This window comes from Streptomyces sp. NPDC001796 (genome assembly GCF_042892355.1).
Taxonomy (GTDB): domain Bacteria; phylum Actinomycetota; class Actinomycetes; order Streptomycetales; family Streptomycetaceae; genus Streptomyces.
The window spans coordinates 550215-575634 of sequence record NZ_JBIAUC010000002.1 but is presented as its reverse complement, the minus strand read 5'-3'; the positions used below and the strand labels follow the sequence as shown (position 1 = coordinate 575634).

At 71.0% G+C, this 25420-nt stretch carries 23 protein-coding genes and 1 tRNA gene; 15 read left to right on the top strand and 9 right to left on the bottom strand.

Annotation, left to right across the window (positions count from 1 at the left end; genetic code table 11):
- Positions 1–70: 70 nt before the first annotated feature.
- Positions 71–1576, bottom strand: coding sequence for a S1C family serine protease (locus ACFYZE_RS06110; RefSeq protein ID WP_388989241.1), 1506 nt, complete (start codon positions 1574–1576; stop codon positions 71–73).
- 279 nt (positions 1577–1855) lie between these two features.
- On the opposite strand from ACFYZE_RS06110, the gene ACFYZE_RS06105 reads away from it, so the two are divergent.
- The 3 genes from ACFYZE_RS06105 to ACFYZE_RS06095 all read left to right on the top strand — a co-directional run bounded on the left by ACFYZE_RS06105 (position 1856) and on the right by ACFYZE_RS06095 (position 4719).
- Entirely contained in the window at positions 1856–2665 is an 810-nt protein-coding gene (locus ACFYZE_RS06105) for a glycerophosphodiester phosphodiesterase (protein WP_388989238.1), read from the top strand.
- 203 nt (positions 2666–2868) lie between these two features.
- On the top strand, positions 2869–3411 hold the full coding sequence (locus tag ACFYZE_RS06100; protein WP_388989235.1) for an ATP-binding protein: 543 nt from the start codon (positions 2869–2871) through the stop codon (positions 3409–3411).
- Positions 3412–3738: 327 nt separating this feature from the next.
- The gene (locus ACFYZE_RS06095) at positions 3739–4719 is read left to right on the top strand and encodes a DUF5926 family protein (protein ID WP_388989232.1); all 981 of its coding nucleotides are present in this window, start codon (positions 3739–3741) and stop codon (positions 4717–4719) included.
- Between the two features lie 361 nt (positions 4720–5080).
- On the opposite strand, the gene ACFYZE_RS06090 is transcribed toward ACFYZE_RS06095, so the two are convergent.
- Both ACFYZE_RS06090 and ACFYZE_RS06085 read right to left on the bottom strand, forming a co-directional pair.
- A complete protein-coding gene (locus ACFYZE_RS06090) occupies positions 5081–5644 on the bottom strand; it encodes a hypothetical protein (protein WP_388989553.1) in 564 nt (187 codons plus the stop codon).
- 92 nt (positions 5645–5736) lie between these two features.
- The gene (locus ACFYZE_RS06085; protein ID WP_388989229.1) at positions 5737–6402 is read right to left on the bottom strand and encodes a bifunctional DNA primase/polymerase; all 666 of its coding nucleotides are present in this window, start codon (positions 6400–6402) and stop codon (positions 5737–5739) included.
- A gap of 553 nt (positions 6403–6955) precedes the next feature.
- Between ACFYZE_RS06085 and ACFYZE_RS06080 the strand changes: the two genes are divergently transcribed.
- Together ACFYZE_RS06080 and ACFYZE_RS06075 are read left to right on the top strand one after the other, a co-directional pair.
- Positions 6956–8419: a SpoIIE family protein phosphatase gene (locus tag ACFYZE_RS06080; RefSeq protein ID WP_388989227.1), complete on the top strand. Its 1464-nt coding sequence runs from the start codon at positions 6956–6958 to the stop codon at positions 8417–8419.
- A 100-nt stretch (positions 8420–8519) separates the two neighbouring features.
- Complete coding sequence (locus ACFYZE_RS06075; RefSeq protein ID WP_388989224.1) at positions 8520–9995, top strand: aminopeptidase P family protein; 1476 nt, start codon at positions 8520–8522, stop codon at positions 9993–9995.
- 236 nt (positions 9996–10231) lie between these two features.
- Here the strand turns inward: ACFYZE_RS06075 and ACFYZE_RS06070 are convergent, their stop codons facing one another.
- Positions 10232–10690 carry an ATP-binding protein gene (locus tag ACFYZE_RS06070; RefSeq protein ID WP_388989221.1) on the bottom strand — a complete coding sequence of 153 codons (459 nt, stop codon included), beginning with the start codon at positions 10688–10690 and terminating at the stop codon, positions 10232–10234.
- Between the two features lie 253 nt (positions 10691–10943).
- Between ACFYZE_RS06070 and ACFYZE_RS06065 the strand changes: the two genes are divergently transcribed.
- The 10 genes from ACFYZE_RS06065 (at position 10944) to ACFYZE_RS06020 (ending at position 21350) form a co-directional block, all read left to right on the top strand.
- Positions 10944–11756 carry a hypothetical protein gene (locus tag ACFYZE_RS06065; protein WP_388989219.1) on the top strand — a complete coding sequence of 271 codons (813 nt, stop codon included), beginning with the start codon at positions 10944–10946 and terminating at the stop codon, positions 11754–11756.
- Between the two features lie 180 nt (positions 11757–11936).
- Positions 11937–12668 (top strand): YcnI family protein, encoded by a 732-nt coding sequence (locus tag ACFYZE_RS06060; protein WP_388989550.1) that lies wholly within the window; start codon positions 11937–11939, stop codon positions 12666–12668.
- A 106-nt stretch (positions 12669–12774) separates the two neighbouring features.
- Positions 12775–13449, top strand: a complete 675-nt coding sequence (locus ACFYZE_RS06055) for an SCO family protein (protein WP_388989216.1) — start codon at positions 12775–12777, stop codon at positions 13447–13449.
- Between the two features lie 26 nt (positions 13450–13475).
- Positions 13476–13928, top strand: a complete 453-nt coding sequence (locus tag ACFYZE_RS06050; RefSeq protein WP_388989547.1) for a copper chaperone PCu(A)C — start codon at positions 13476–13478, stop codon at positions 13926–13928.
- Positions 13929–14031: 103 nt separating this feature from the next.
- Entirely contained in the window at positions 14032–16047 is a 2016-nt protein-coding gene (locus tag ACFYZE_RS06045) for a copper resistance CopC/CopD family protein (RefSeq protein WP_388989544.1), read from the top strand.
- Positions 16048–16055: 8 nt separating this feature from the next.
- Positions 16056–17306 (top strand): iron uptake transporter deferrochelatase/peroxidase subunit, encoded by a 1251-nt coding sequence (efeB, locus tag ACFYZE_RS06040; protein ID WP_388989213.1) that lies wholly within the window; start codon positions 16056–16058, stop codon positions 17304–17306.
- Positions 17307–17408: 102 nt separating this feature from the next.
- A complete protein-coding gene (pheA, locus tag ACFYZE_RS06035; RefSeq protein WP_388989210.1) occupies positions 17409–18341 on the top strand; it encodes a prephenate dehydratase in 933 nt (310 codons plus the stop codon).
- 519 nt (positions 18342–18860) lie between these two features.
- Positions 18861–20138, top strand: coding sequence for a serine--tRNA ligase (serS, locus tag ACFYZE_RS06030; protein ID WP_388989207.1), 1278 nt, complete (start codon positions 18861–18863; stop codon positions 20136–20138).
- Positions 20135–20965: an HAD family hydrolase gene (locus ACFYZE_RS06025; protein WP_388989204.1), complete on the top strand. Its 831-nt coding sequence runs from the start codon at positions 20135–20137 to the stop codon at positions 20963–20965. The genes serS and ACFYZE_RS06025 overlap by 4 nt, the downstream gene beginning before the upstream one ends.
- A 281-nt stretch (positions 20966–21246) precedes the next feature.
- Positions 21247–21350: transfer RNA gene (locus tag ACFYZE_RS06020), tRNA-OTHER, on the top strand.
- 13 nt (positions 21351–21363) lie between these two features.
- On the opposite strand, the gene ACFYZE_RS06015 is transcribed toward ACFYZE_RS06020, so the two are convergent.
- From ACFYZE_RS06015 to ACFYZE_RS05995, 5 genes are all read right to left on the bottom strand, one after another.
- Positions 21364–21579 carry a hypothetical protein gene (locus tag ACFYZE_RS06015; protein ID WP_103837239.1) on the bottom strand — a complete coding sequence of 72 codons (216 nt, stop codon included), beginning with the start codon at positions 21577–21579 and terminating at the stop codon, positions 21364–21366.
- Positions 21580–21718: 139 nt separating this feature from the next.
- Complete coding sequence (locus ACFYZE_RS06010; protein ID WP_103837240.1) at positions 21719–22438, bottom strand: ABC transporter permease; 720 nt, start codon at positions 22436–22438, stop codon at positions 21719–21721.
- Between the two features lie 10 nt (positions 22439–22448).
- Complete coding sequence (locus ACFYZE_RS06005; RefSeq protein ID WP_388989200.1) at positions 22449–23360, bottom strand: ABC transporter ATP-binding protein; 912 nt, start codon at positions 23358–23360, stop codon at positions 22449–22451.
- Positions 23357–24265 carry an ABC transporter permease gene (locus ACFYZE_RS06000; protein ID WP_388989197.1) on the bottom strand — a complete coding sequence of 303 codons (909 nt, stop codon included), beginning with the start codon at positions 24263–24265 and terminating at the stop codon, positions 23357–23359. The genes ACFYZE_RS06005 and ACFYZE_RS06000 overlap by 4 nt, the downstream gene beginning before the upstream one ends.
- Positions 24255–25217 carry an ABC transporter ATP-binding protein gene (locus ACFYZE_RS05995; protein WP_388989542.1) on the bottom strand — a complete coding sequence of 321 codons (963 nt, stop codon included), beginning with the start codon at positions 25215–25217 and terminating at the stop codon, positions 24255–24257. Before ACFYZE_RS05995 ends, ACFYZE_RS06000 begins: the two co-directional genes overlap by 11 nt.
- Positions 25218–25420: the final 203 nt, after the last annotated feature.

The window sequence follows — 25420 nt, the reverse complement described above, 5'->3', positions numbered from 1 at the left end:
CGGGCCGGGGCGGGGCGGGCCTACCGGTCCCCGCCGGTGCTCGTCCGTGCCACCTGCCTGACCGTGCGGCTCAGTTGTCGCCGACTCGGGAGCCCAGGGTCACTTCCGCCGTGTGGGTACTGCCGCCGCGCTGGTAGGTGATCGTCACCTTGTCGCCGGGCTTGTGGGTCCAGATCTCGCCGATCAGGGTCGGGCCGCTGTCGATCACCGTGTCGTCCAGCTTGGTGATCACATCGCCCGGCTTGAGGCCCGCCTTGTCCGCGGGGCCCCCGGACTCGACCGGGGCGGACCCGCCCGTGCTCTGGTCGGTGATCTTCGCTCCGCCGGAGGAGTCGTCCAGCGAGACCGAGGCACCGATCTTCGCGTAGACCGGCTTGCCCGTGGCGATCAGCTGCTGGGCCACGTACTTCGCCTGGTCGATCGGGATCGCGAAGCCCAGGCCGATCGAACCGGACTGGCCGCTGCTGCCGAACCCGCTGTTGTTCGTCGACTGGATCGCGGAGTTGATGCCGATGACCGCGCCCTGGGCGTCCAGCAGGGGGCCGCCGGAGTTCCCGGGGTTGATCGAGGCGTCCGTCTGCAGGGCGCTCATGTAGGACGCCTTGCTGCCGGAGCTGCCGTCGCTGGAGGCCACCGGACGGTGCTTGGCGCTGATGATGCCCGAGGTCACCGTGTTCGACAGGCCGAAGGGCGCGCCGATGGCGATCGCCGGATCGCCGACCTGCACCTTGTCCGAATCGCCGAGGGCGAGCGGCTTGAGGTCGGAGGGGGCGTTCTTGAGCTTGATGACGGCCACGTCGTAGCCCTGCGCGTGACCGATGATCTCGGCGTCGTACTTCTTGCCGTTCGGGAACGTCGCCGTGAGCTTGCCGCCGTCGACCGCGTCGGCGACCACGTGGTTGTTGGTGATGATGTGGCCTTGCTTGTCGAAGACGAAGCCCGTGCCGGTGCCGCCCTGGCCGCCCGTGGACTCGGCCTCGATGGTGACCGTGCTCGGCAGCGCCCTGGCGGCCACGGCGGCGACCGTGCCGTTGTCGTGCTTCACATCGCCGCCGCTGGTGGCCGCGGAGACCGTCGTGGAGCCGCTGGAGTCGTCGTCCTTGGCCAGCTGGTAACCGATGCCGCCGCCGACACCACCCGCGACCAGCGCGGCGACGAGGATCGCGGCGACCAGACCGCCCCGCCTGTTCTTCGGCTTCGGGGCCGGGCTCTCGTACGGGGCACCCCAGGGGTCGCCCGCACCGCCGCCGCCCGCGTACGCGGGGGTGGCCGGCGGAGGCGGCGGCCAGCCGGACTCGGGGGCGGAGGAGGCCACGGGGTGACCCGGCGGCACCGGCGGGAACTGCGCGGTCGGCGCACCCTCCGGCTGCGGCGCCCCCTCGGGCCTCGGCGGCTGCGGGGCGCCGTGCCCGAACGGCGCGCCCCCCGCGGGCGGAGTGCCCCCCGCGCCCGGGGTGCCTGCGGACGGCGCTTGCCCTTCGGGGGCCTCACCCGGCGCGGAAGCGGGAGCGTCCACCGGCACGGGAGGTGCAGACGGGGCCGGGGGTACCGAAGTGCCCTCGTTCTCGGTGCTCACAGCTCTTCTCCTCGTTCCACGGCTGTCTTCTCTGTCGCACTCGGTCGTACTCGCACACCCACGCGCGGCGCCGGGCGCTCTCACCTGTGCGTGTCCTTTTGTACGCCGTCAAGCTTTTCCCACCGGACGTCAGGGCACCATAAGCGGTGGCTGTGGGTCCGTGGCCATCCTTTATATCGGACCGGTGCGAACAAAAATCTGCATTCCCGACACCTCGCCGATTCCCTCACGTCGCCCACCGGTCCCACGTGTACCCCTCGACGGTGGGACGATGACGCGGTGACCCATGCACGACAGCACCAGGTTCAGGTCGTCGCCCACCGCGGGGCCTCCGAGGACGCCCCCGAGCACACCCTTGCCGCGTACCGGAAGGCGATCGAGGACGGTGCCGACGCCCTCGAGTGCGATGTCCGGCTGACCGCGGACGGACACCTCGTCTGCGTCCACGACCGACGCGTCAACCGTACGTCCAACGGGCGCGGCGCGGTCTCGGCCCTGGAGCTCGCCGACCTGGCCGCGCTGGACTTCGGCTCCTGGAAGAGGAGCGACGAGGAGCCCGACTGGGAGCACCGGCCGCAGGACCCCGAGGACACCTCGGTGCTCACCCTGGAGCGGCTGCTGGAACTCGTCGCCGACGCCGGACGCCCCATCGACCTGGCCGTCGAGACCAAGCACCCCACGCGCTGGGCGGGGCAGGTCGAGGAGCGGCTGCTGCTCCTGCTGAAGCGGTTCGGGCTGGACGCCCCCGAGTCCCCGGAGAAGTCGCCGGTACGGATCATGAGCTTCTCGGCGCGGTCGCTGCACCGGGTGCGGACGGCCTCGCCCACGCTGCCGACGGTGTACCTGCTGCAGTTCCTCTCGCCCCGGCTGCGGGACGGACGGCTGCCGGCCGGTGTCCGGATCGCGGGGCCCTCGATGCGGATCGTGCGCACGCACCCGGCGTACATCCAGCGGCTGAAGCGGGCCGGACACCAGGTGCACGTGTGGACGGTGAACGAGCCCGAGGACGTCGACCTCTGCCTGGAACTGGGCGTCGACGCCATCATCACCAACCGCCCGCGCGCGGTACTGGACCGGCTCGGTCGCTGAGCGGGGTCGACCTCCGCCACGGAACGTTTCTCCCCCCGGGCCCCATATGGGCTGAAACCAGCCACGGCGATGACGGGGAGTGCACCGGCGCGTTCGTTCCGTGTTCGATCGTGTCGAGTGCATCACTCGCCGTGTACGGACGGTTTCCGGCCCGGTCACGCCGGGCATTCACACCGTGGCGTGGGGCAAAGGAGGTCTCGGGGGTGGCGTTGGTGGTGGCACAGGAGGTGCCCACGTCGTCGAGCATGGCCGTACCCCATGGTCCTGCGGGCGTGGGGGAGGCAAGACACCGGATGCGCGATCAGTTGCGCACCGGTGGCGTGTCGGAATCGGTCATCGACGATGCTGTATTGATCCTTTCGGAACTGCTCAGCAATGCGTGTCGGCACGGCAGACCACTCCGCGACAGCCTGACGGGCGACGGGGACGTGCGCGCCGCATGGCGTGTCGACACCTCCGGACGGCTCACGGTCGAGGTGACGGACGGGGGCGGCCCGACCCGTCCGGTTCCGGCGACCCCCTCGGTGACCGCGCGCGGCGGCCGGGGGCTGAACATCATCAGCGCGCTGGCCAAGGACTGGGGCGTACGGGACGACGCCCACGGTGAGGTCACCGTCTGGGTCGTCGTCCAGGACGACACCGACTCGGCCCGCCGCAGCGAGGACTTCGCCTCACGCGTCACGGCACCGGCCGTGTCGCAGATACCGGGCCTGGACCTCGGGGACGCGTTCGACGACCTCGACTGAGGTGGTCGGGGACGCGTACGAGGACCTCGACTGAGGTGGACGGGCACGCCGCACGACGACCTCGACCGAGATGGACGGGGACGCGTACGAGGACCCGACTGAGGTGGCCGGGGACGCCGCTCGACGGCCTCGACTGAGAGGGACGGGCACGCGTACAGGTACGGACCGTCGCATCGGTGAACCGCCGCATGCCGCACTCCCCACCCCCCGATCCGCGTACCGCCAGGTGGTCCCTCCGGTGCGTTGTCCACAGGATCCCGTCGGGCGTCGTACGAGCGGCTAGGCTCGCGACCGTACGAAACGAGCCGTAACCGGGAGACACGCACGATGGCCAAGAAGCGACCCCAGACCCAGGCCAAGCGCCCGCAGCCCACGGACGGTGCCCGCGCCGATGGGGACGTCCCGGTCGTCGGCGGCCGGGAGCCCTGCCCCTGCGGCAGCGGCCGCCGCTACAAGGCCTGCCACGGCCGTGCCGCCGCGCACGCGGTGACCGAGCTGGTGCAGCGCCCGTTCGAAGGACTGCCCGGCGAGTGCGACTGGGTGGCGCTGCGCGAGCTGGTGCCGGCGGCGACCGTCGAGCTGAAGCTCCGGGAGGACCTCCCCGAGGGCGTCCCCTCGGTCACGCTCGCCACGGTGCTGCCGATGGCGTGGCCGGCGCTGCGCCGCGACGACGGCTCGATCCTGCTCGGCCTGCAGAACGACACGGCGTCGGGCGACATCAGCCGCGACCTCGCCGACACCCTCCAGCGCGCCCTCACCGCCGGGCCGGGTACCCCGGTCCAGGGCCGCCGGCCGCCCGCCGACGGCCCGCGCCTGCAGGACCTGCTGGACCCCGCGGGCCCCTTCGAACCCGTCGTGCACAGCGGCTTCGAGTTCTGGGTCCCGGACGCGGAGAACACGACGCCGGAGGTGGCCGCCTCCCTGGAGCGGGCCAACGCCGCGGCGATCCCCACCGTCCGGCTGACCGGCGTGGACGCCGCGTACTGGTGCCAGACACCCGAGAAGAACCACCTGCGGTGGGTCATGCCGCATCCCGAGGAGCGGCTTCTGGACGCTCTCGCGCGGCTGCACGCGGCCGGCGGGTCGAGCCTCGGCGAGGGCACGCGCCTGGTCGGCTCCTTCCGGGCGCACGGGCTCACGGTGCCGGTCTGGGACCTGCCGAGCGACATGGGCGCGGAGGACGTGGAGAAGCCGGCGGCGGAGTTCGCCGAGCGTCTCGCGACCGCGCTGGCCTCCGACGCGCCGCTCACCGCGGACGAGCGCCGGGCCCGCGGCGGGCTCACCAACCGACAGGTGACGCTCAGCTGACGCGCAGTTCCGGCCCGGCCGCCGGCCGGGCCGGGGCGAACGCCGACCGGGGCCCGGCCTCAGGTGACTCCTGTCACAAGTCCCCGCCGCGACCGGCCAATCCGTGTCCGAATAGCCGAGATCGAATTTGCGAACCGCCGATCTCTTGTTACCGTTCCAGTAGCCCGGTTGCTGGTGCATCCCCCGTCGCCAGCAACCGGGTCTTTCCATGTACGGGTGCCTGCGACGCAACAGGACACGGGATCAACTGCCCTACTGCGGCGGTGAGTTGCTCCGCACGAGGTCGGTGAATCACTGCCGCAGAGATCGGTGAGTCACACCCGCTCGAGATCATGAGTCATTGCCGGGCCGAACCGGCGAGTCACTGTCCGCTCGCGGCCGCCTGGTCGCTTCCCGAGCGCAGCAGCAGTGGTCCGCCCCCGTCGCTCCGGGAGAACTCCGCAACCGCCGAGTAGGCGCCCATGTCGCCCGCCACACGCTGCCGTGGCGTGTCACAGACCGCCGGGTCGTCCGCGGCGTCCACCGCGCAGTGCATCTCCACGCTGCGCCCGCCCGGCGCCATGAAGCTCAGGACCCCGGTCAGCTTCTGGCCGGTGGCGTTGCGGTAGTAGGTGCGCGCCCAGGTGTCCCGCCCCTGTGTCAGCACACACGTCTGCGCCTCGATGCCGTCGCCCGAGGAGAGTTGGGGGCCGCAGCGGGCGGCGGTGGCGAGGCCGAGGCCCAGCAGCCGGGGGCGGGAGGGGACGGCCCGCTTCCCGTCCTCGTGCACGGGCGAGCGGAGCGCGGCGTGGTCCGCGTCGCCGACCGGCCCGGCGGACGCCACGGCGATCGGCAGCGCGATGACGGCCGCCACCACGCCGAGGAGCGCGAGCAGCCGCTTCCTGCCGGACTCGGGCCGATCGTCGGCCCGCGCGCCCGTCTCCATCCCCCGTTTCCCGTGTCCCCCAGGACGAATCAGCATGAGGCCGAAGATATCGGCCGATCACGGGCGCCCGGTCCGTCGAGCGCCCGACACCCTCAGAACTCGGGCGCGCTCACACCCGTACGAGTGAGGACGTCCACGACCGCGTCCACCACGGCCTCGACGTCGGGCACCCAGGGGGAGGCGGAGCCGGGCAGCGGCGCCCGCTCCCAGCGGATGCCACCGTGGCCGGTCTCGGACGGGGGCAGCGCCAGATAGCCGCCCTCGCCGTGGAAGCGCAGCGAGCCGGGGACGAAGTCCTTGGCGTACAGCAACTCGCCGAGCTGCTCCATGGAGTACGGCGCCACGAGGATCGCCCAGCGGTGCGGCGCCGCCACGACGGGACCGAGACGCATGCCCTTCCGGTCGAGCGCCGTCAGGGCGCGCGAGGCGGCGAGGGCGGGCAGGCTCACCGCGCAGGGCGCCTGACCCCCGGTGGCCAGCACGATCGGCGCGGACGGCCGGTTGGTCCACCACCAGCGCACCATGCGCTCGTCGGTGGTGGCCGCCAGCAGCCCGGGGTCGAACGGGTGCGCGCCGGGCACCGTGCACTCCGGGTCGGGACACCCGCAGCGGGCACGGCCCTGTGGGTCCGGTGCCACACCCGGGAGTACGGGCCACTGCCATTCGGTCGCGAAGGTCAGGGCCGCGCTGATCAACTCAGGCCTCCCGTCGTTCCGCCTGGACAGGAGCCTGCGTCGCCTTCCGAGGATCTCGCGCATGAGCGCTCGTTCCTTTCCGTTGCACGCCGGCAACACCGAGGGCCATCACGTCATGTGTCGATCATGTGTCGATCACTTCACTGTGCGTACCTGCTGGCGCATCACACCCCTGTCCTGGACAAGGGGAACCCCTATGGGCCGAGCGTTGGCTGCGTCCGCGTCCATACTGCGCCCACCACAAGCATGGGCATGGCGTGGGGTGGCGACGCCTGGCGTTTTACCGTCCCGCTCTTACTCGCCGTCTCCACCACGGGAGGATGGGGCTCGGCCGTCGGTGGTTATGACGCCCAGTTGCGGTGCCAGGTTCCGGGTGGCCCCCAACCACCCCTGGCCTTCACCGAGTACGTACCCATCACGACCGTTGTGACGCTCCGTTGAACAAGGCCAGTCGACCGCAATACACCAGTCCTTGAGGCTATTTTAAGCCAACTTTGCTGTGCCGTAAGGGGGGAGAACCTGCATCGCGGACACCAGGAATCCCAGCAGGACAATGCTGGACATCCCCTCCTGAGTGCGTGTACATGTGGAGCCACCGCTAGCGGCGCAGATTGACATGGGGGTTTGCGATGCTATCGAGCGATACGCTCCGGCCCGAAGGCCGGACGACATGAACGCCCCTCACCCTCCGAAAGTGGCCGGAATCGATTCAACGGTTCCCCCGCCCACCCACACTGTTGCGCCGACGCCTGCCGCCACGGAAGCCCCCTCGGCCGCCCTCTCCGCCACCACCGGCCCGTGCGACCCCGGAGCACTCCTCCAGGACCGGCTCGCCGGCTGGGTCTCCGATCTGACGACGCTCCACGAACTGACCGAACGCCTGGCCCGCACCGGCTCCCTCGCCGATGCGCTGCAGGAAATGCTGCGCGCCGGAGCAAGCCTGGTGGGGGCCCGGCGCGGTCTCGTCGTACTGGAACCGCGCGACGGGCTCGGCCCGGACACCACGATCGGCCTGGGCCTTGGGCGCGCCGACCTCGGCCACATGGAGACCGTGCCGCGCAGCTCCCTGGCGTACGGCAGGATCCTCGACGGACTGCCGGGCGCGGAGCGCGGGATCGCCGAGCCCGACCTGTTCTCCGAGGACGGGCTCGACCCCCGCCACCGGGAGGTCGCCGTCCGCCTCGGCTTCGCCGCGAGCTACGCACTCCCCCTGTCCACCGAGGCGGCCGGCCGCCTCGGCGCCGCCGTCTGGCTCTACGACGAACCCGCCGAGCCGGTCGAACGCCAGCGCCACCTCCTCGGTCTGTACGCCCGCTACGCCACCGAGCACCTGGCGCGCATGGTGGAGATCGAGCGCACACGCGCGTGCATGGCGACGATCACCGACGAACTCCTGCCCACCCGGCTGCCCCGCGTCCCCGGCGTCCAGCTCGCCGCCCGACGCCGCACGAGCCCGCGCGGAGGCGGCGACTGGTACGACGCGCTGTCGCTGCCCGACGCCGCGCTCGGCCTCGCCGTCGGGTCCGTCACCGGTTCGGGGCCCGGCGCGGTCGCCGCGACGGGCCGGTTGCGGGCCTCCCTGCGCGCGTACGCCGTGATGGAGGGCGAGGACCCGGTGGCGGTCCTGTCCGATCTGGAGCTGCTGCTGAGGCTCACCGAGCCCGCCCGCTCGGCCACCGCCCTGTTCGCGTACTGCGAGCCCGCGCTGCGCAAGCTGACGCTCGCCGGGGCCGGGCACAGCCCGCCGCTGGTGATCGGCCCCAGACGCACCGAGTTCGTGGAGACCTCGCTGTCGGCGCCCCTCGGCATGCTGGCCTGCTGGGAGGCGCCGAGCATCGAACTGACCGCGGAGCCCGGCGAGACCGTGCTGCTCTACACCGACGGTCTGCTCCAGCGCACCGGCGACCCCATGGACCGCGCCTTCGCCCGGCTGCACGCGGCGGCCACGAGCGTGCCGAGGCCGCTGCGCATCGACCCGGGAGCGGTCGCCGACCACATCCTTCGGACGGTGCTCCCGGACGGGCTCGGCGAGGCCGACAGCACGGAGGACGTGGTGCTGCTGGCGGCACGCTTCGAGTGAGCCGCCGCCCACGCCGGGTGACGATCTCTTCCTGCCCGGGCCCCCTTCCGTACGACCGTACGATGGGGGTGGCCCAGTGCCGTATCCAAGGAGGATGACCGTGGCGGACGAGCTCACCCCCGAGACCCCGGCGACCCCGGAGGCCGTGGAGGAGACCGAAGAGCCCATCAAGCAGCGCAAGAACGGCCTGTATCCGGGCTTGTCCGACGAGCTGGCCGAGAACATGAAGTCGGGCTGGGCCGACACCGAGCTGCGCGACCTGGAGCCGATCGCCCAGGCCGCCGAGACCGCCGCCCGCCGCGCTGCGCTGTCCGCGCGCTTCCCGGGCGAGCGCCTGGTGGTCCCCGCGGGCAACCTGAAGACCCGCTCGAACGACACGGAGTACCCCTTCCGCGCCTCGGTCGAGTACGCGTACCTCACCGGCAACCAGACCGAGGACGGCGTCCTGGTCCTGGAGCCCACCTCCGACGGCCACCGCGCGACCCTCTATCTGCTGCCCCGCTCCGACCGGGAGAACGGCGAGTTCTGGCTCTCCGGCCAGGGCGAGCTGTGGGTGGGCCGCCGCCACTCGCTCACCGAGGCGGAGAAGCTCTACGGAATCCCGGCCTCGGACGTGCGCGAGCTGCCCCAGAAGCTGAAGGAGGCCACCGGCCCGGTCCGCGTTGTGCGCGGGTACGACGCGGGCATCGAGACGGCGCTGCACGACAAGGTCACCGCCGAGCGGGACGAGGAGCTGCGGGTCTTCCTCTCCGAGATGCGGCTGGTCAAGGACGCGTTCGAGATCGGCGAGCTCCAGAAGGCGGTCGACTCCACCGTCCGCGGCTTCGAGGACGTGGTGAAGGTCCTCGACAAGGCGGAGGCCACCTCCGAGCGCTACATCGAGGGCACCTTCTTCCTTCGCGCGCGTGTGGAGGGCAACGACGTCGGTTACGGCACCATCGCCGCGGCCGGGCCGCACGCCTGCACGCTGCACTGGGTGCGCAACGACGGCCCGGTCCGCTCGGGCGAGCTGCTCCTGCTGGACGCGGGCGTGGAGACGCACACGTACTACACCGCCGACGTCACCCGCACGCTGCCGATCAACGGCCGCTTCAGCGAGATCCAGAAGAAGATCTACGACGCCGTGTACGAGGCCCAGGAGGCCGGTATCGCGGCGGTGAGGCCGGGCGCCAAGTACCGCGACTTCCACGACGCCGCGCAGCGCGTTCTCGCCGAGCGGCTCGTGGAGTGGGGCCTTGTCGAGGGCCCGGTGGAGCGGGTCCTGGAGCTGGGCCTGCAGCGCCGCTGGACCCTGCACGGCACGGGCCACATGCTCGGCATGGACGTCCACGACTGCGCGGCCGCGCGGACCGAGACCTACGTGGACGGCGTGCTGGAGCCCGGCATGGTGCTCACGGTGGAGCCGGGCCTGTACTTCCAGTCGGACGATCTGACCGTCCCGGAGGAGTACCGCGGCATCGGCGTCCGCATCGAGGACGACATCCTGGTCACCGAGGACGGCAACCGGAACCTCTCGGCGGGCCTGCCGCGCCGCTCCGACGAGGTCGAGCAGTGGATGGCGTCCCTGAACGGCTGACACGCGCACTCACACACGAGCGTCGCGAGCGAAGGGCCGAGTACCGCTGGGGTGCCCGGCTCTTCGTATGAGGTCCGGGGTCCCTCGGCTCGCTTCCGCGGACGCGACGGATGAGACAGGGCACGGCCACAGAGGTGGGGAACTCCGGCTTCCTGGCCTTGAGTTCGTCGAACGTGCGCTCGTGTGGCGGTAGGTCCCGGGCGCGAGAACTCCACGCGGCACGGTCCGGCAGGGCACTACACCGCCAGCAGCGGAGAGTCCTCGCGCCACTTGAGGATCTTGTCGAAGCTCACCACCGCGCCGCCGCGGCCCGGCTTGTTGCCGATGTGCACATGGTCGGCGAGTTCCTCGATGAGACCCAGGCCACGACCGTGCTCGGCGTCCGCGCGCACCGGGCGGGTCACCGCACGAGGTCTGCCGGCGGGGAAACCCGGGCCCGAGTCGGCGACTTCGATGCGGCACTTCTCGCCGTCGAGGTAGGCCGTGACCCGGTACGCCCCCGACACACCGCCGTTGGCGGTTTTTTCGCCCCCGTGCTCGACCGCGTTGGCGCAGGCCTCGCTCAGGGCGACGGAGAGGTCGTAGGAGATGTCCGGATCGACACCCGCGGTCTCCATCGTGCCCAGCAGGAGCCGTCGGGCGAGCGGCACGCTCGCAGCTTCGCGCCGCAGATGGAGTGACCACCAGATGCTCATGCTCCAGCCTCCTGGCCGCGGCTCGACATACCGTTACGTATTGCCACGCCTGCCGGGGGGCAATCGCCCGATTGTCGACTTCCCGCTCGTTCGGCGGATGCGCCGGGGCAGGGGTCGGGTGTATGCGGGGACGGCTCGAGGAGGGGATCACCAGAACGTGATCTTCCGGATCATTGTTCTGATTACCACATTTACATCATCTTGCGGACCTGCCGTACTGCCCCGCCGAGGCCGGTGGGATGATGAGGCCGCCATGAGTGCCCCCCACCCGCGCACGGCGCGCACCGGATGCGATCTCCGGTTTCTGCGGGCCGCGGTGTTCGCCGCGGTCTGCGTCGTGCTGGCCGCGGCCGGGCACGGGCTCGCCTCCTGCGCCACGGTCCCGCTGTGGACGCTGGGCGCCGGCCTGCTCGGCATGTTCGCCGTCGCCGCCCTGCTCGCCGGCCGGGAGCGCTCGCTGCCGGGCATCGCGGCGGTCCTCGCGGTGGGCCAGGTCGTGCTGCACACGCTGTTCGGGCTCGGGCAGCACTCCGGCGCCATGGCGTCCAAGGCCATGTCCACGGCCGACGCCGCACTCGTGGCCCGGGCCGCGCACCTGATGTGCGGCGCCACCGCGGCGACGATCTCCCCCGCACACGCCCAGAAGATCCTCTCCGACGCCCGGCTCGCCACGGCGGCGGACACGGCCACCGCGCACCACCCGGCCGACGCCCTGTCGGCCGCCGGCTCGTGGTGGACGGTCCTGCCGTCCCTGCCCATGCTGCTCGGGCACGTCCTGGCGGCCGTCGCGGCCGGGTGGGTGCTGCGCCGTGGGGACATGGCGTTGCTGCGGCTCATGCGGCTGTCGGCGCACGGGACCGCGGAGGGGGCGCTCGTACGATCCCTGCGCTCGTCGTTCGCCCTCGCGCGCGCCCTCCTGGCCGGGCTTCCCGGCGCGCCGGACGCGGGGCCGCGTGCCCCGCGCACCGTCTTCCTGCTGCCGCCGAAGCCGCGGACGACCACGCTTCAGCACACGGTGGTCCGGCGCGGACCGCCCTCCTCCACTCCGTTCGTCCTCGCTGCCTGACGCGACCGCACCACTCCACCCGTCCGTACGGGAGAGGCTGCCGTCGCGCGGCACGTGCGCGTGCCCGCACAAAGGAACCGGCCACGGCCGCGATCACCCCGCGCACGCGCATCTCTCCTCGTCAACGGATTCTCACTCGAAGTGGAGTGGTCTCAAGCCATGAAGGCCATCAAGGGTTCCCTGAAGGGCTCCCGCATCGCCGTCGCCGGTGCCGCCGCCGCATCGGCCGTCCTCGTCCTGTCCGCGCCCGCCTTCGCGCACGTGACCGTGCAGCCGGAGGGTCAGGCCGCCAAGGGCGGTTACGCGGTCGTCGACTTCAAGGTCCCCAACGAGCGGGACGACGCCTCGACCACCAAGGTCGAGGTCAACTTCCCGACCGATCACCCGCTGGCCTCGGTGATGCCGCAGCCGCTCGACGGCTGGAAGGTGCAGGTCACCAAGTCCAAGCTCGCCAAGCCGCTCACCATGCACGGCCGGCAGATCAACGAGGCCGTGTCCAAGGTCACCTGGACCGCCACCGGCAAGGGCATCGAGCCGGGCTACTTCCAGAAGTTCCCCCTCTCGGTCGGCCAGCTGCCCGAGGACACCGACCAACTCGTCTTCAAGGCGCTCCAGACGTACTCCAACAACGAGGTGGTGCGCTGGATCGAGCCGCAGAAGCAGGGGCAGGACGAGCCCGAGAAGCCCGCCCCGGTGCTCGAACTGGCCTCCGCCTCATCCTCCGGCCACCACGGCTCCACGGCCGAGGACGCCTCCGACACCACGTCGACCGCCAAGGACACCGCCGCCGGCACGTCCTCCGGCGGCACCGACACCACCGCCCGCGTCCTCGGCGTCGTCGGCATCGTCGTCGGTGCGGCGGGCGTGGCGTACGGCGTCCTGGCCGGCCGCCGGCGCACCACCGACGCCTGAGCTCCACCTCGCCTCCGGGCGCGCGCAGGGGTCGTACGACGACGCGGTGACGCGACACGTACGGCCCCGGCGCACCCTTAAGCACTGACATCTGGGACATTTCTCTATGCGCACCAAGAAGACGTTCGCGGCGGCCGCGCTCCTCGCCACCGCCGCGCTCACCCTCACCGCCTGCGGGTCCGGCGACAGCGGCGACAAGCCGATCGCCGTCGTCTCCGCGGAGCCCGGCTCCGACAAGGCCGGAACGGTGCTGGACCAGCCGTTCGAGAAGCCGGACCTCGTCCTCACCGACACCCACGGCAAGAAGTACGACCTCCGCGCGCAGACCAAGGACAAGCCGACGCTGATCTACTTCGGCTACACCCACTGCCCCGACGTCTGCCCGCTGACGATGAACAACCTGGCCGTCGCCAAGAAGGAGGTGGACCGGAGCAAGCAACTGACCCAGGCGCAGAAGGACTCGCTGCGCATCGTCTTCGTCACCACCGACCCGGAGCGCGACACCCCCTCGGCACTCGGCACGTGGCTCAAGGGCATCGACCCGTCCATCGTGGGCCTGACCGGCGACTTCTCCACCATCCAGGCCGGCGCCCGCACCCTCGGCATCAGCATCGAGCCGCCGAAGAAGGACAAGGACGGCAAGGTCGTCTCCACCCACGGCACCCAGGTCATCGCGTTCTCTCCGAAGACCGACGGGGGTTACGTGGTCTACGGCCAGGACGCCACCGTCGACGACTACATCCGCGACATACCCAAGATCATCAAGGGGGAGAACCCGTGAGTCGCCGTCTCGGCGGCCCCGCCGCGATGCTGGCGGCGGGGATGGTCCTCGCCGGCTGCGGCGGGCTGGTGCTCGCCGGCTGCGGCGGCTCGGGCGGCTCCTCCGCCGAGCCGGAGCTGAAGGTCACCGGCGCCTACATGCCCCAGCCCGTCACCGCAGACATGGCGGCCGGCTTCTTCACCGTCACCAACTCCGGTGCCGCCGACACCCTCACCTCCGTCACCAGCGGCCTCGCCGGCGACGTCACGCTGCACTCGACCGAGGGCGGCGCCATGGAGGAGGAGAAGTCGTTCGCCGTACCGCCGCACGGCGAGCTGGACTTCACCAGCGGTGGCAACCACCTCATGTTCGAAAAGCTCACCCACAAGCCGAAACAGGGCGACAAGGTGTCCGTACAGCTCCACTTCGCGAAGTCGGGCACGGTCACCGTCGAGATGCCCGTGAAGCCGGCGACGTACAACCCCGAGACCGGCCACTGAGGGAGGCATCACCGTGACGCAGGCCATCGCTCCCGGCGGGCGCGCCGTACCGAGCACCGTCCATGCGGCGTCCCGGCGCACGTTCCGCGTCCACGCGGCCCGCCTGCTGCTGACGCTGCTGCTCGCCGCTGCGGGCGGGCTGTTCGCCGGGGCCGCACCCGCCTCCGCGCACGCCGCACTGCTCGGCAGCGACCCCGCGCAGGGAGTGGTGGTCGACAAGGCGCCCACCCAGGTCACGCTCACCTTCTCCGAGCAGGTCGCGTTCTCCGACAGCTCGGTGCGCGTCCTCGACCCCCGGGGGCAGCGCGTCGACACCGGAAAGCCGACCAACCTCAGTGGCACGACCTACGGCGTGCAGGTGCGGCCGGGGCTTCCGAACGGCACCTACACCGTCACCTACCAGGTGGTGTCCGCCGACAGCCATCCCGTCTCCGGAGCCTTCACCTTCTCCGTCGGCGCCCCCTCCGCGACAACGGTCTCCGCCTCCGGTCCGACCGTGGGCGGCGGGGTCGTCGGCACCCTCTACGGGATCGTGCGGTACGTCTCCTACGCCGGGTACATCCTGCTGGTCGGTGGAGCGGCCTTCGTGCTTGCCTGCTGGCAGCGGGGCGCCGGGGTGCGCGCCGTGCAGCGGCTCGTCGTCTCGGGGTGGGTGGCACTCACCTCGGCCACCCTCGCGCTGCTGCTCCTGCGCGGCTCGTACACCGGCTCGGGCAAGGTCGCCGACATCTTCGACCTGTCCCTGATCGGGCAGGTGCTGCAGACCAAGGCGGGGGCGGCGCTGGTGTCCCGGCTGCTGCTGCTCGCGGCCGGGGCGCTGTTCATCGCGGTGCTGTTCGGGGCCTATGTGAGGCGGGACGCGGAGGAGGCGGCCGCCGAGGAGGATGCCGGGGAGGGCGGCGTCGACCCGTCCGCCGAGAAGCGGGACCTCACCTTCGGGCTCGCCATCGGCGGAGCCGTGATCTCGGCAGGGCTCGCCGCGACCTGGGCGATGGCCGAACACGCCTCGACCGGCATCCAGACCGGCATCGCGATGCCCGTCGACGTCCTGCACCTGCTGGCGGTCGCCGTCTGGCTGGGCGGACTCGCCACGCTGCTCACCGCGCTGTACCGGACACCGTCGATCGGGACGGCGGCCGTACGGCGCTTCTCGCGCCTCGCGTTCGGCAGCGTCCTGACGCTGGCCGCGACCGGGGTCTACCAGTCCTGGCGCCAGGTCGGCTCCTGGTCGGCGCTGACCGGGACGACGTACGGGCAGCTGCTGCTCGTGAAGGTCGGCCTGGTCGCCGTCCTCATCGGGATCGCGTGGATCTCGCGGCGGTGGACGGCGCGGCTGGTGGACGCACCGGCCGACGTCGCGGAGGACACGGCCCAGGAGAAGCGGGCGACGGTCGCGGCGCAGACGTCGGCGTCGGCGTCGGCGTCGGCCGAGCGGACTTCGGCCGAGCGGACGTCGGCCAAGGCGGGCGGGTCGGAAGCCTCCCGCGCGGAAGGCGCCTCCGGGCCGGACGGAGCGTCCGGCAGGGCGTCCGCGGGGTCCGGCGACTCCGAGCGCGCCGCCCAGCTCGCCCGGCAGCGGGCCGCCGTGGCCGCAGCACGCGCCAAGCGGGTCCGGGACTCCGACCCCGTCCGCACCGGGCTGCGGCGCTCCGTCCTTACCGAGGCGGCCGTCGCCGTCGTCCTGCTCGCCGTCACCACCGCGCTGACCACCACGGAACCCGGGCGCACGGAAGAGGCGGCCAAGGCGGTCTCCGCCTCCTCCGCATCGCAGCGCTCCGGGTCCCTCTCGCTGAAGATCCCCTTCGACACGGGCGGCCAGGACGGCAAGGGCACCGTGCGACTCACCCTCGACCCGGCCCGCGTCGGCGGCAACGTGCTGCACGTCTACGTGACGCGCCCGAACGGCAAGGCCTTCGACGTCCCCGAGGTCAAGGTCGCCTTCACGCTTCAGGCCAAGAGCATCGGACCGCTGCCCATCGCGCCCGACCACGTCGCCACCGGCCACTGGTCGGCGAGCGGTGTCCAGATCCCCATGGCGGGCGACTGGAAGATCGAGGTGACCGTGCGGACCTCCGACATCGACCAAGTGACCGTGAACAAGAACGCGCAGATCGGCTGAACCCCACGATGGCTGACCAGTCCACCGACACCACCACCCCCAGAGCGGCCATCACACGGCGACGGCTCCTCGGCACCGCGGGCGCCACCGGCCTCGCGCTCGGGGCCGCGGGCGGGGCCGCCGGATACGCCGCCGCCCCCGCCGAGAAGAGCGCTCCGCTCACCTCGCTGGGCGCGGACCGGGTGATGTTTCACGGGAAACATCAGCCAGGCATCACCGACGCCCTCCAGGCCCGCGGCCACCTCGTCGCCTTCGACCTGGCGGCGGGCGCCGGCCGCAGGGAGGCCGCCGCGCTGCTGCGCCGCTGGTCCACCACCGCCGAGCGGCTGATGACGGGCGAACCGGCCGCGCACGACGACACCGACGTCGCCCGCGACGCCGGCCCCTCCTCCCTGACGATCACCTTCGGCTTCGGACACAGCTTCTTCTCGCGAACCGGACTGGAGAACCAGCGCCCGGACGCCCTGGACCCGCTCCCCGACTTCTCCTCCGACCACCTCGACAAGTCGCGCAGCGAGGGCGACCTGTGGGTGCAGATCGGTGCCAACGACGCGCTCGTCGCCTTCCACGCCCTGCGCGCGATCCAGAAGGACGCGGGCGGCGCGGCCAGGCTGCGCTGGCAGATGAACGGCTTCAACCGCTCGCCGGGCGCGACCGCGCACCCCATGACCGCCCGCAACCTCATGGGCCAGATCGACGGCACCCGCAACCCCAAGCCCGGTGACGCCGACTTCGACCAGCGTGTCTTCGTGCCCGCGTCCGGCGACCCGGGGTGGATGGCGAACGGCTCCTACGCCGTCGTACGCCGCATCCGCATGCTCCTCGACGACTGGGAGAAGCTCTCGCTCAAGGCGCAGGAGGAGGTCATAGGCCGCCGCAAGTCCGACGGCGCACCGCTCAGCGGCGGCACCGAGACCACCGAGATGGACCTGGAGAAGACCGGCGCCGACGGCAAGCTGGTCGTGCCGATCAACGCCCACGCGCGGATCACCCGGCCCGACCAGAACGGGGGCGCGGCGATGCTCCGCCGCCCCTTCTCCTACAACGACGGTTTCGACGCGGACGGGACGCCGGACGCGGGCCTGCTCTTCGTCTGCTGGCAGGCGGATCCGCTGCGCGGCTTCGTGACCGTGCAGCGCAAGCTGGACCGGGGGGACGCGCTGTCGCAGTACATCCGCCACGAAGCAAGTGGCCTGTTCGCGGTGCCGGGCGGCGCGGCCCGAGGGGAGTACGTGGGGCAGCGGCTGCTGGAGGGGTAGGGCCCGTCCTTTTCGGATCGGGTCGGCTGGTGCGGGCCCTCGATGGGGTGCCCATTCCCCAGCTGCGAGCCGCGCGTCGGCACGGCGCATTAGGGTGAGGGCATGCCAGCCAGCTATGCGTATCTCGGCCCCGAGGGCACCTTCACCGAGGTCGCCCTCCGTACGCTGCCCGAGGCCGCGACCCGTCAGCTCGTCCCGATGGTGTCCGTGCCCGCGGCGCTCGACGCCGTCCGCAGCGGCGAGGCGGAGGCGGCATTCGTGCCGATCGAGAACTCGGTGGAGGGCGGCATCACCACCACGCTCGACGAACTGGTCGCCGGTGAGCCGCTGATGATCTACCGCGAGGTGCTCCTGTCGATCACCTTCGCGCTGCTCGTCCGCCCCGGCACGAAGCTCTCGGAGATCAAGACGGTCACCGCGCACCCCGCCGCGCAGCCCCAGGTGCGCAACTGGCTGAAGGCCAACCTCCCGGACGCCGTCTGGGAGTCGGCGGCGTCGAACGCGGACGGCGCCCGTCTGGTCCAGGAGGGCCGCTACGACGCGGCGTTCGCGGGTGAGTTCGCCGCCGCCCGCTACGGCCTCGAGGCGCTGGAGACCGGCATCCACGACGCGGAGAACGCGCAGACACGGTTCGTGCTGGTCGGTCGGCCCGCCCGGCCGGCGGCGCCGACGGGTGCGGACAAGACCTCCGTCGTGCTGTGGCAGCGTGACGACCACCCCGGCGGGCTGCGCGATCTGCTGGGCGAGTTCGCCGTGCGGGGCATCAACCTGATGCTGCTGCAGTCCCGCCCGACGGGAGCCGGCATCGGGAACTACTGCTTCTGCATCGACGCCGAGGGCCATATCTCGGACCGCCGGGTCGCCGAGGCGCTGATGGGGCTGAAGCGGATCTGTCTGCAGGTTCGGTTCCTCGGCTCCTATCCGCGGGCGGACATCGAGCCGGACGCCGTGCGGGTCCCGCTGCCGGGGACGTCGGACGACGAGTTCGTGTCGGCCGCGGACTGGGTGGCGCGTTGCCAGGACGGCCGGTTCTAGCGTCTCGTCCTACCTGCAGATTTTCGTTGTCCACAGAAGTTATCCACAGGCAGCCTTCTCGATCTGGGGACAAGTCGACAGCGTGGCATCAGTGAGTCGACAAATCGCTCTACGAGCCCCCGTCCGTCCACCATCGCGTATGCCACAGTTGTCCACCTGTTTCTTTCGATCAACCCGTTGGGGCGACCCCTTTCCACCCGAAAGTGTGGATGGCGGGGGTTTGAACCAGGAATTTTCCGCTCTCCGCAGCACTTTCGGAATGATCACTTCCGGTGTCCACAGATCTTCCGCACAGCCTGTGGATAACCGTTCCGGGTCTGTGGATACCTGTGGACGAGCGAACTCGAAATCCAGGTCAACTCAAGGAAGTAGGGTCAATGGCCCCTTCACGAGCTGCCTCTTTCCGGTGGCCAGCGCTCTTTTATTGACACCTGGGGCAATTGCCTCATACCGGAACCGTGCCCTGCGGATCGGAATACACGGTCGTGTCCCGGAACTCCACAACGGTAGCCTTGAGGGGTGATTGACCTTCGCCTGCTCCGTGAGGACCCCGACCGTGTTCGCGCCTCCCAGCGCGCCCGTGGTGAGGACGTCGCGCTCGTCGACGCCCTCCTCTCCGCCGACGAGCGGCGCAGGTCGTCCGGCGTCCGCTTCGACGAACTCCGCTCCGAGCAGAAGACGCTCGGCAAGCTGATCCCCAAGGCCACCGGCGACGAGAAGGCCGAGCTGCTGAAGAAGGCGAGCCAGCTGGCCGCCGACGTCAAGGCGGCCGACGCCGAGCAGCACGAGGCCGACGAGGAGACCAAGCGCCTCCTGCTCCAGCTGGGCAACCTGGTCCACCCGGATGTCCCGGTCGGCGGCGAGGAGGACTTCGTCGTCCTGGAGACGCACGGCACCATCCGCGACTTCGCCGCCGAGGGCTTCGAGCCCAAGGACCACCTGGAGCTCGGCGAGGCGCTCGGCGCGATCGACGTGGAGCGCGGCGCGAAGGTCTCCGGCTCACGCTTCTACTACCTGACGGGTGTCGGCGCCCTGCTGGAGCTGGCGCTCGTCAACGCGGCCATCGCGCAGGCCGCTGAGGCCGGCTTCACCCCGATGCTGACGCCGGCCCTGGTCCGCCCGCGCGCCATGGAGGGCACGGGCTTCCTCGGCCAGGCCGCCGAGAACGTGTACCACCTCGAGAAGGACGACTTCTACCTGGTCGGCACCTCCGAGGTCCCGCTCGCGGCGTACCACATGGACGAGATCGTCGACGCCGACAAGCTGCCGCTGCGTTACGCGGGCTTCTCGCCGTGCTTCCGCCGCGAGGCCGGCACCTACGGCAAGGACACGCGCGGCATCTTCCGCGTGCACCAGTTCGACAAGGTCGAGATGTTCTCGTTCGTCGACCCCGAGGACGCCGAGAACGAGCACAAGCGGCTCCTGGAGTGGGAGAAGCAGTGGCTGACCTCACTCGAGCTGCCGTTCCAGGTCATCGACGTGGCGACCGGTGACCTCGGCGCGTCGGCGTCGCGGAAGTACGACTGCGAGGCCTGGATCCCGACCCAGGGCAAGTACCGCGAACTGACCTCGGCCTCCAACTGCGACACCTTCCAGGCGCGCCGGCTGGCGGTCCGCATGCGGGACGGCAAGAAGGTGCAGCCGCTGGCGACGCTGAACGGCACGCTGTGCGGCGTACCGCGCACCATCGTGGCGATCTTGGAGAACCACCAGCTGGCCGACGGCTCGGTGCGGGTGCCCGAGATCCTGCGCCCGTACCTGGGCGGCCGGGAGCTGCTGGAGCCCGTGGCCAAGTGAGCACGGGCGAACATGCCGGTTTTCCGTCCACCTTTCCCTACCAGCTGATCGCCACCGACCTCGACGGCACGCTCCTGCGCTCCGACGAGACGGTCTCGGAGCGCACGCGAGAGGCGCTCGCCGCGGCCACCGCGGCGGGCGCCGCGCACATCGTCGTCACCGGGCGCGCGGTCCCGTGGACGCGCCCCGTCCTCGACGACCTCGGCTACCGGGGCCTCGCCGTGTGCGGCCAGGGAGCGCAGGTCTACGACGCGGGCGAGCACCGCCTTCTGACGTCTGTGACGCTGGACCGGCAGACAGCAGCTCTGGCCCTGGCCAAGATCGAGGCGGAGGTGGGCCCGCTGCTGCTGGCGGCGAGCCGGGACGGCCTGGAGGGGGAGGTCCTGGTCGGCCCCGGCTACCGGGTCCACGACGGGCCGCTGCCGTACCAGCCGATCAAGGACGCGGCGGACCTGTGGTCGGCGCCGCTGAACAAGGTCTACCTCCAGCACCCGACCCTGAGCGACGACGAACTCGCCGAGGCGGCGCAGCAGGCCGCCGGCGGTCTCGTCGGGGTGACCATGGCGGGCGAGGGAATAGTGGAGATCCTCCCCCTCGGCCTGAGCAAGGCGACGGGGCTGTCCCTGGCAGCACGCCGCCTCGGTGTGAAGCCTGCGGAGACGATCGCCTTCGGCGACATGCCCAACGACATACCGATGTTCGCGTGGGCGGCCCACGGTGTGGCCATGGCCAACGCCCACACGGACCTGAAGGAGGTCGCGGACGAGGTGACGCTGACCAACGACGAGGACGGCATCGCTGTGGTGCTGGAGCGGTTGCTGGGCTAGGACCTGCGTCCAGTAGGCCGGACTGCGCGACTTTTATTCAGTGGCGCCCGGTTCGGCGAACCGGGCACAGTAGTCATGTCCGCGACGCCGGATCAGGCCGGCGCCACGTTCTGGGAGAGGAGCTGGGCGATGTCCATGCACGACAGTACGCCGAGCTCCCGGCAGGGCAGCCCGCGGCGGGCTCCGGAGTAGTTACCCCTCCGTCGAGCCTGCCCCGCACGGGGAGCTGCCCGGGGCGGCCGCTTCGAGCGCGCGAGCACTCTCGCGTGGGCCGCCCACCCGGAGGATTGGCCGAGTGGAAAGGCACCGGCTTGCGCAGTGTTCGATCAAAAGCAAGTCGTGGTCGGGGTCAACCCCCGCGCGCGTTCGATCCGCGCATCCTCCGCAGAACCTGACCGCTACCGGCGCCGCCACCTGCGGCGCCGCGCCTTGCTGAAGAACCAGCCGGCGGGCGGCTCGTCCGAGCGCCACGGCTGGGGGGCGGGCGCCTCGTTGCGCCAGCGCGCTGCCAGCATCCGGGCGCGCGCGGACGGTTCCCTGGTCGACGCGGACCGTATGAAGTCCTCGTCGAACTCGACGCCGTCCCAGGTCTCCCCGGCCTCGTCCGCAGTCATCCCCGGTCCTTTCAGCTGCTGTGCGTCCCCTTTGCCCAGTGTGCCGAGGCAGGTGTGAAACCCCTGTCAAAAAAGGCTTCGAAAAGAGGAAGAAGACCGGGGCCCCGCCAAGGCCCCGGCTCCAGCCCCGCAGGGGCTGTCACTCCTCGCCCGCCAGCGTCAGCGTCCGCAGCTTCTGCCCCGCGTACCAGGTGGCGGCCACGGTCACCACGATCAGCAGGACCGTGGCGGTGGGCAGTCCCACGTCCGAGGTGACCAGGGAGCTGTCGGAGACCTTGTGGGCCACGGCCAGCGACCACTGCTGGACGCTGAGCGTGCGCGCCCCGGAGACCAGCGACCCGAAGAGCGCCTCCCAGACGAGCGCGTAGACCAGGCCGAACACCACCGCGTGCCGGCTCACCGTGCCGAGCAGCAGGAACAGCGCGGCGTAGGCGATGGAGGAGACCAGCGCCGCCACGGTGTAGGCGACCGCTATCTGCTGGCCGTTGCCGTTGAGGATCAGGCCCGCGACGAACGTCGGCAGCGCGGAGAACGCCATGGTCACGGCGATCGCGACGATCAGCTTGGTGAAGATGATCGTGGGCCGCTTCACCGGCTTGGCCAGCAGGTACACCACCGAGCCGTCGTCGATCTCGGGCCCGATGGCGCCGGTGCCCGCGATGACGCCGATGATCGGGACCATGGTGGCCAGGGCGAACCCGCCGAGGACGTCGTGGGCGACCTGGTCGTCAGCACCGGTCAGCGCCCGGACGACCGCGGAGATCACGATCAGCAGGACGGGAAGCGCGCCGAGGATCAGGGCCCGGCGGCGGCCGAGCAGGCCCCGGTAGGTGAGGCGGGCGACTGTGGGGTCGTACATCTTCGGCCTCCTACGCCGCGACCAGATACGAGAAGACGGACTCGAGGGATTCGTCGGACGGCGAGACCGTGCGCAGCCGGATGCCGTGCTCGCGTGCGACCTTCGGCAGCAGCGTCGTGAACCGGCCGAAGTCGATCGCCTGGATGCGCAGGGCGCCCTCGGTGAGGTCGATCTCGATACCGGACGTCGACGGGTCGGCGATCAGCGCGGCGGCGAGCGCCCGGTCGTCGCTGGAACGCACCAGGTAGCGGTGCGGGCGGTCGGTCATCAGGCGGCGGATCCTGCGGAAGTCGCCGCTCGCCGCGTGCCGTCCGGCGACGATCACCTCGATGTGCGAGGCCAACTGCTCGACCTCTTCGAGGATGTGGGAGGAGAACAGCACGGTGCGGCCCTCGGCGCCCATACGCCGCAGCAGCTCCATGAGTTGCATGCGCTGGCGCGGGTCCATGCCGTTGAACGGCTCGTCGAGCAGCAGCAGCGACGGGTCGTGCACGAGCGCGGACGCCATCTTCACGCGCTGCCGCATGCCCTTGGAGTACGTGGAGATCTTCCGGTCCTGTGCGTACTCCATCTCGACCGTGGCAAGGGCCCGCTGGGCGGCCTTGGCTCCGAGTCCGTGCAACTCGGCGTTCGCGACGACGAATTCGCGGCCCGTGAGGAAGTCGTACATCGCCTCCCGCTCGGGGACGATGCCGATGTGCCGGTAGATCTCCTCGTTGCGCCACACCGGCCGGCCGTCGAGGGTGACGGACCCGGTGGAGGGGGCGAGGAAGCCGCCCATCATGTTGATGAGGGTGGACTTCCCGGCGCCGTTCGGGCCCAGCAGGCCGGTGACCCCGGGTCCGATGGTCATCGTGACGTCGTTGACGGCGACCACGTTGCCGAACCAGCGGGAGACGTGGTCGATGGTGAGGGTAGTCACAGTCCCACCTTTTGGTAGCGGCGCGTCAGCAGGCCGTAGCTGCCGGCGATGAGTCCGAGGACGACGAGGAGGAAGACGACTCCCTGCGCGGTCGATGGTCCGTGCCCGCCTGGGAAGGAGGAGGTCGCGCCGAGGAAGGCGGTCTGCACCCCGTCGATGAGGGTGATGGGCGAGAACAGGCCCATCCACACCAGGGCCGTGGAGCTGCCGGAGTGCACCTCCGCTATCGCCTGGATGGTGGAGACAGCTCCGTAGGAGATGGTCAGGACGGCGATGACGGCGGCGATGCCGAAGCCGCGCCGGGGCGTGGCCGCCGCGATGACGAGGCTGATCCCGGAGAACAGCAGGGAGAGCAGGGCCACGGAGACCAGTCCTTCGGCGAATCCCTTGGTCTGGTGGGCGAAGTCCAGCTTGGCGAGCAGCGCACCCACGTAGAGGACGAGCAGGGGCGCGGCCGTCAGGATGAACATCGCCGAGGCCAGTGCCGCGTATTTGGCGCGGACGTAGTCGGCGGTCTCGATGGGGCGGGAGAAGTACAGCGGAACCGTCTTGAAGCGCAGGTCGCGCGAGACCGCCTGGGGTGCCTGCGAGGCGACGTAGAGGCCGATGACGGCCTGCATGATGATCGCGTAGCGCGTGTACTGGACGGGGAGGTCCTTGGCGTTGGTGGCCACCGCGACCGCGACCATGATCAGCGCGGGCGCGCACATGACCACGAACAGCAGCATCGGCAGCACCTTCGACTTCACCGAGCGGCCGAGGCCGTAGGCGCCGCGCAGGGACTGCGAGTACAACGAGCGGCGGGCGTAGGCGCGGCCCAGTCGTGGGCCGTCGTACGAGCGGTAGCCGATGTTGTGGATCCGGGTCTGTTCGGCCCCGTGGGCCAGGGGCTGCTCAGCCGCCATGACCGACCGCCTCCTTCCGCTCGGCGTCGCTGTCCTTGAAGACCTCCGCGATGTGGTGCCTGCGCTGCTCCATACGGACGAGACCGAGACCGAGGTCGGCGACGACGTCCCGGACGAGGTCGTACGTCTGCTCGCCCTCCGCGGTCAGCAGCAGGATGTGGCCGGAACCCGGCAGGCCGCTGCCGTCCTGCGTGGTCACCCCGCGCGCCTGGAGCGCGTCGCGCACCGCGCGGGTGCCGTCGGGGTGCTCGTCGGAGTCGGTCACCTCGATCGCGAGGGTCGTGGTGGTCTGGGTGAAGTCCCGGGTGGAGCTGGACCGCAGCAACTTGCCGCCGTCGATGATGACGACGTGGTCGCAGGTGCGCTCGAGCTCGCCCAGCAGGTGGGAGGTGACCAGCACCGAGATGCCGAAGTCGGTGTGCACGCGGCGGATCAGGCCGAGCATCTCGTCGCGGCCGACCGGGTCGAGGCCGTTGGTCGGCTCGTCCAGGAACACCAGCTGCGGGTCGTGGACCAGGGCCTGGGCGAGTTTCACGCGCTGCTTCATGCCGGTGGAGTAGCCGCCGATGGGGCGGTAGCGCTCCTCGTACAGGCCGACGTGGCGCAGGGTGTCCGCGGTGCGCTCGCGGGCGGCGGCCGGGGGCAGGCCGGACATGCGGGCCATGTGCACGACGAACTCGGTGGCCGACACGTCGGGCGGCAGGCAGTCGTGCTCGGGCATGTATCCGACACGCTCGCGGATGGCGCCACCCCTGGTGGCGACGTCGAGGCCGAGCACCTCGGCGCGGCCCTCGGTGGCGGGGGACAGACCCAGCAGGATCTTGATCAGAGTGGACTTGCCGGCTCCGTTCGCTCCGACGAGTCCGGTCACGCCGGGTCCCACGTCCACGGAGAGCCGGTCAAGCGCGGTCACCCTCGGGAACCGCTTGCTCAGGCTTTCGGTCGCGATCACAGTCACGACAGCGACGGTAGTGACGTCGACCACTGCCGTCGTCAGACCACAGAGCTGTCTGGCGTCCGACTCGAGTATTACAGGCCCGTAGGGGTCACCCTCAGGTCGAACGGCGAGGGGCGCGAGATGGACGGCGCATTGTTCGCATCACGGTGGTTTTCCACAGGCCGCGGGGCCGCTGTTGACGCCACCTCTAACAAGTG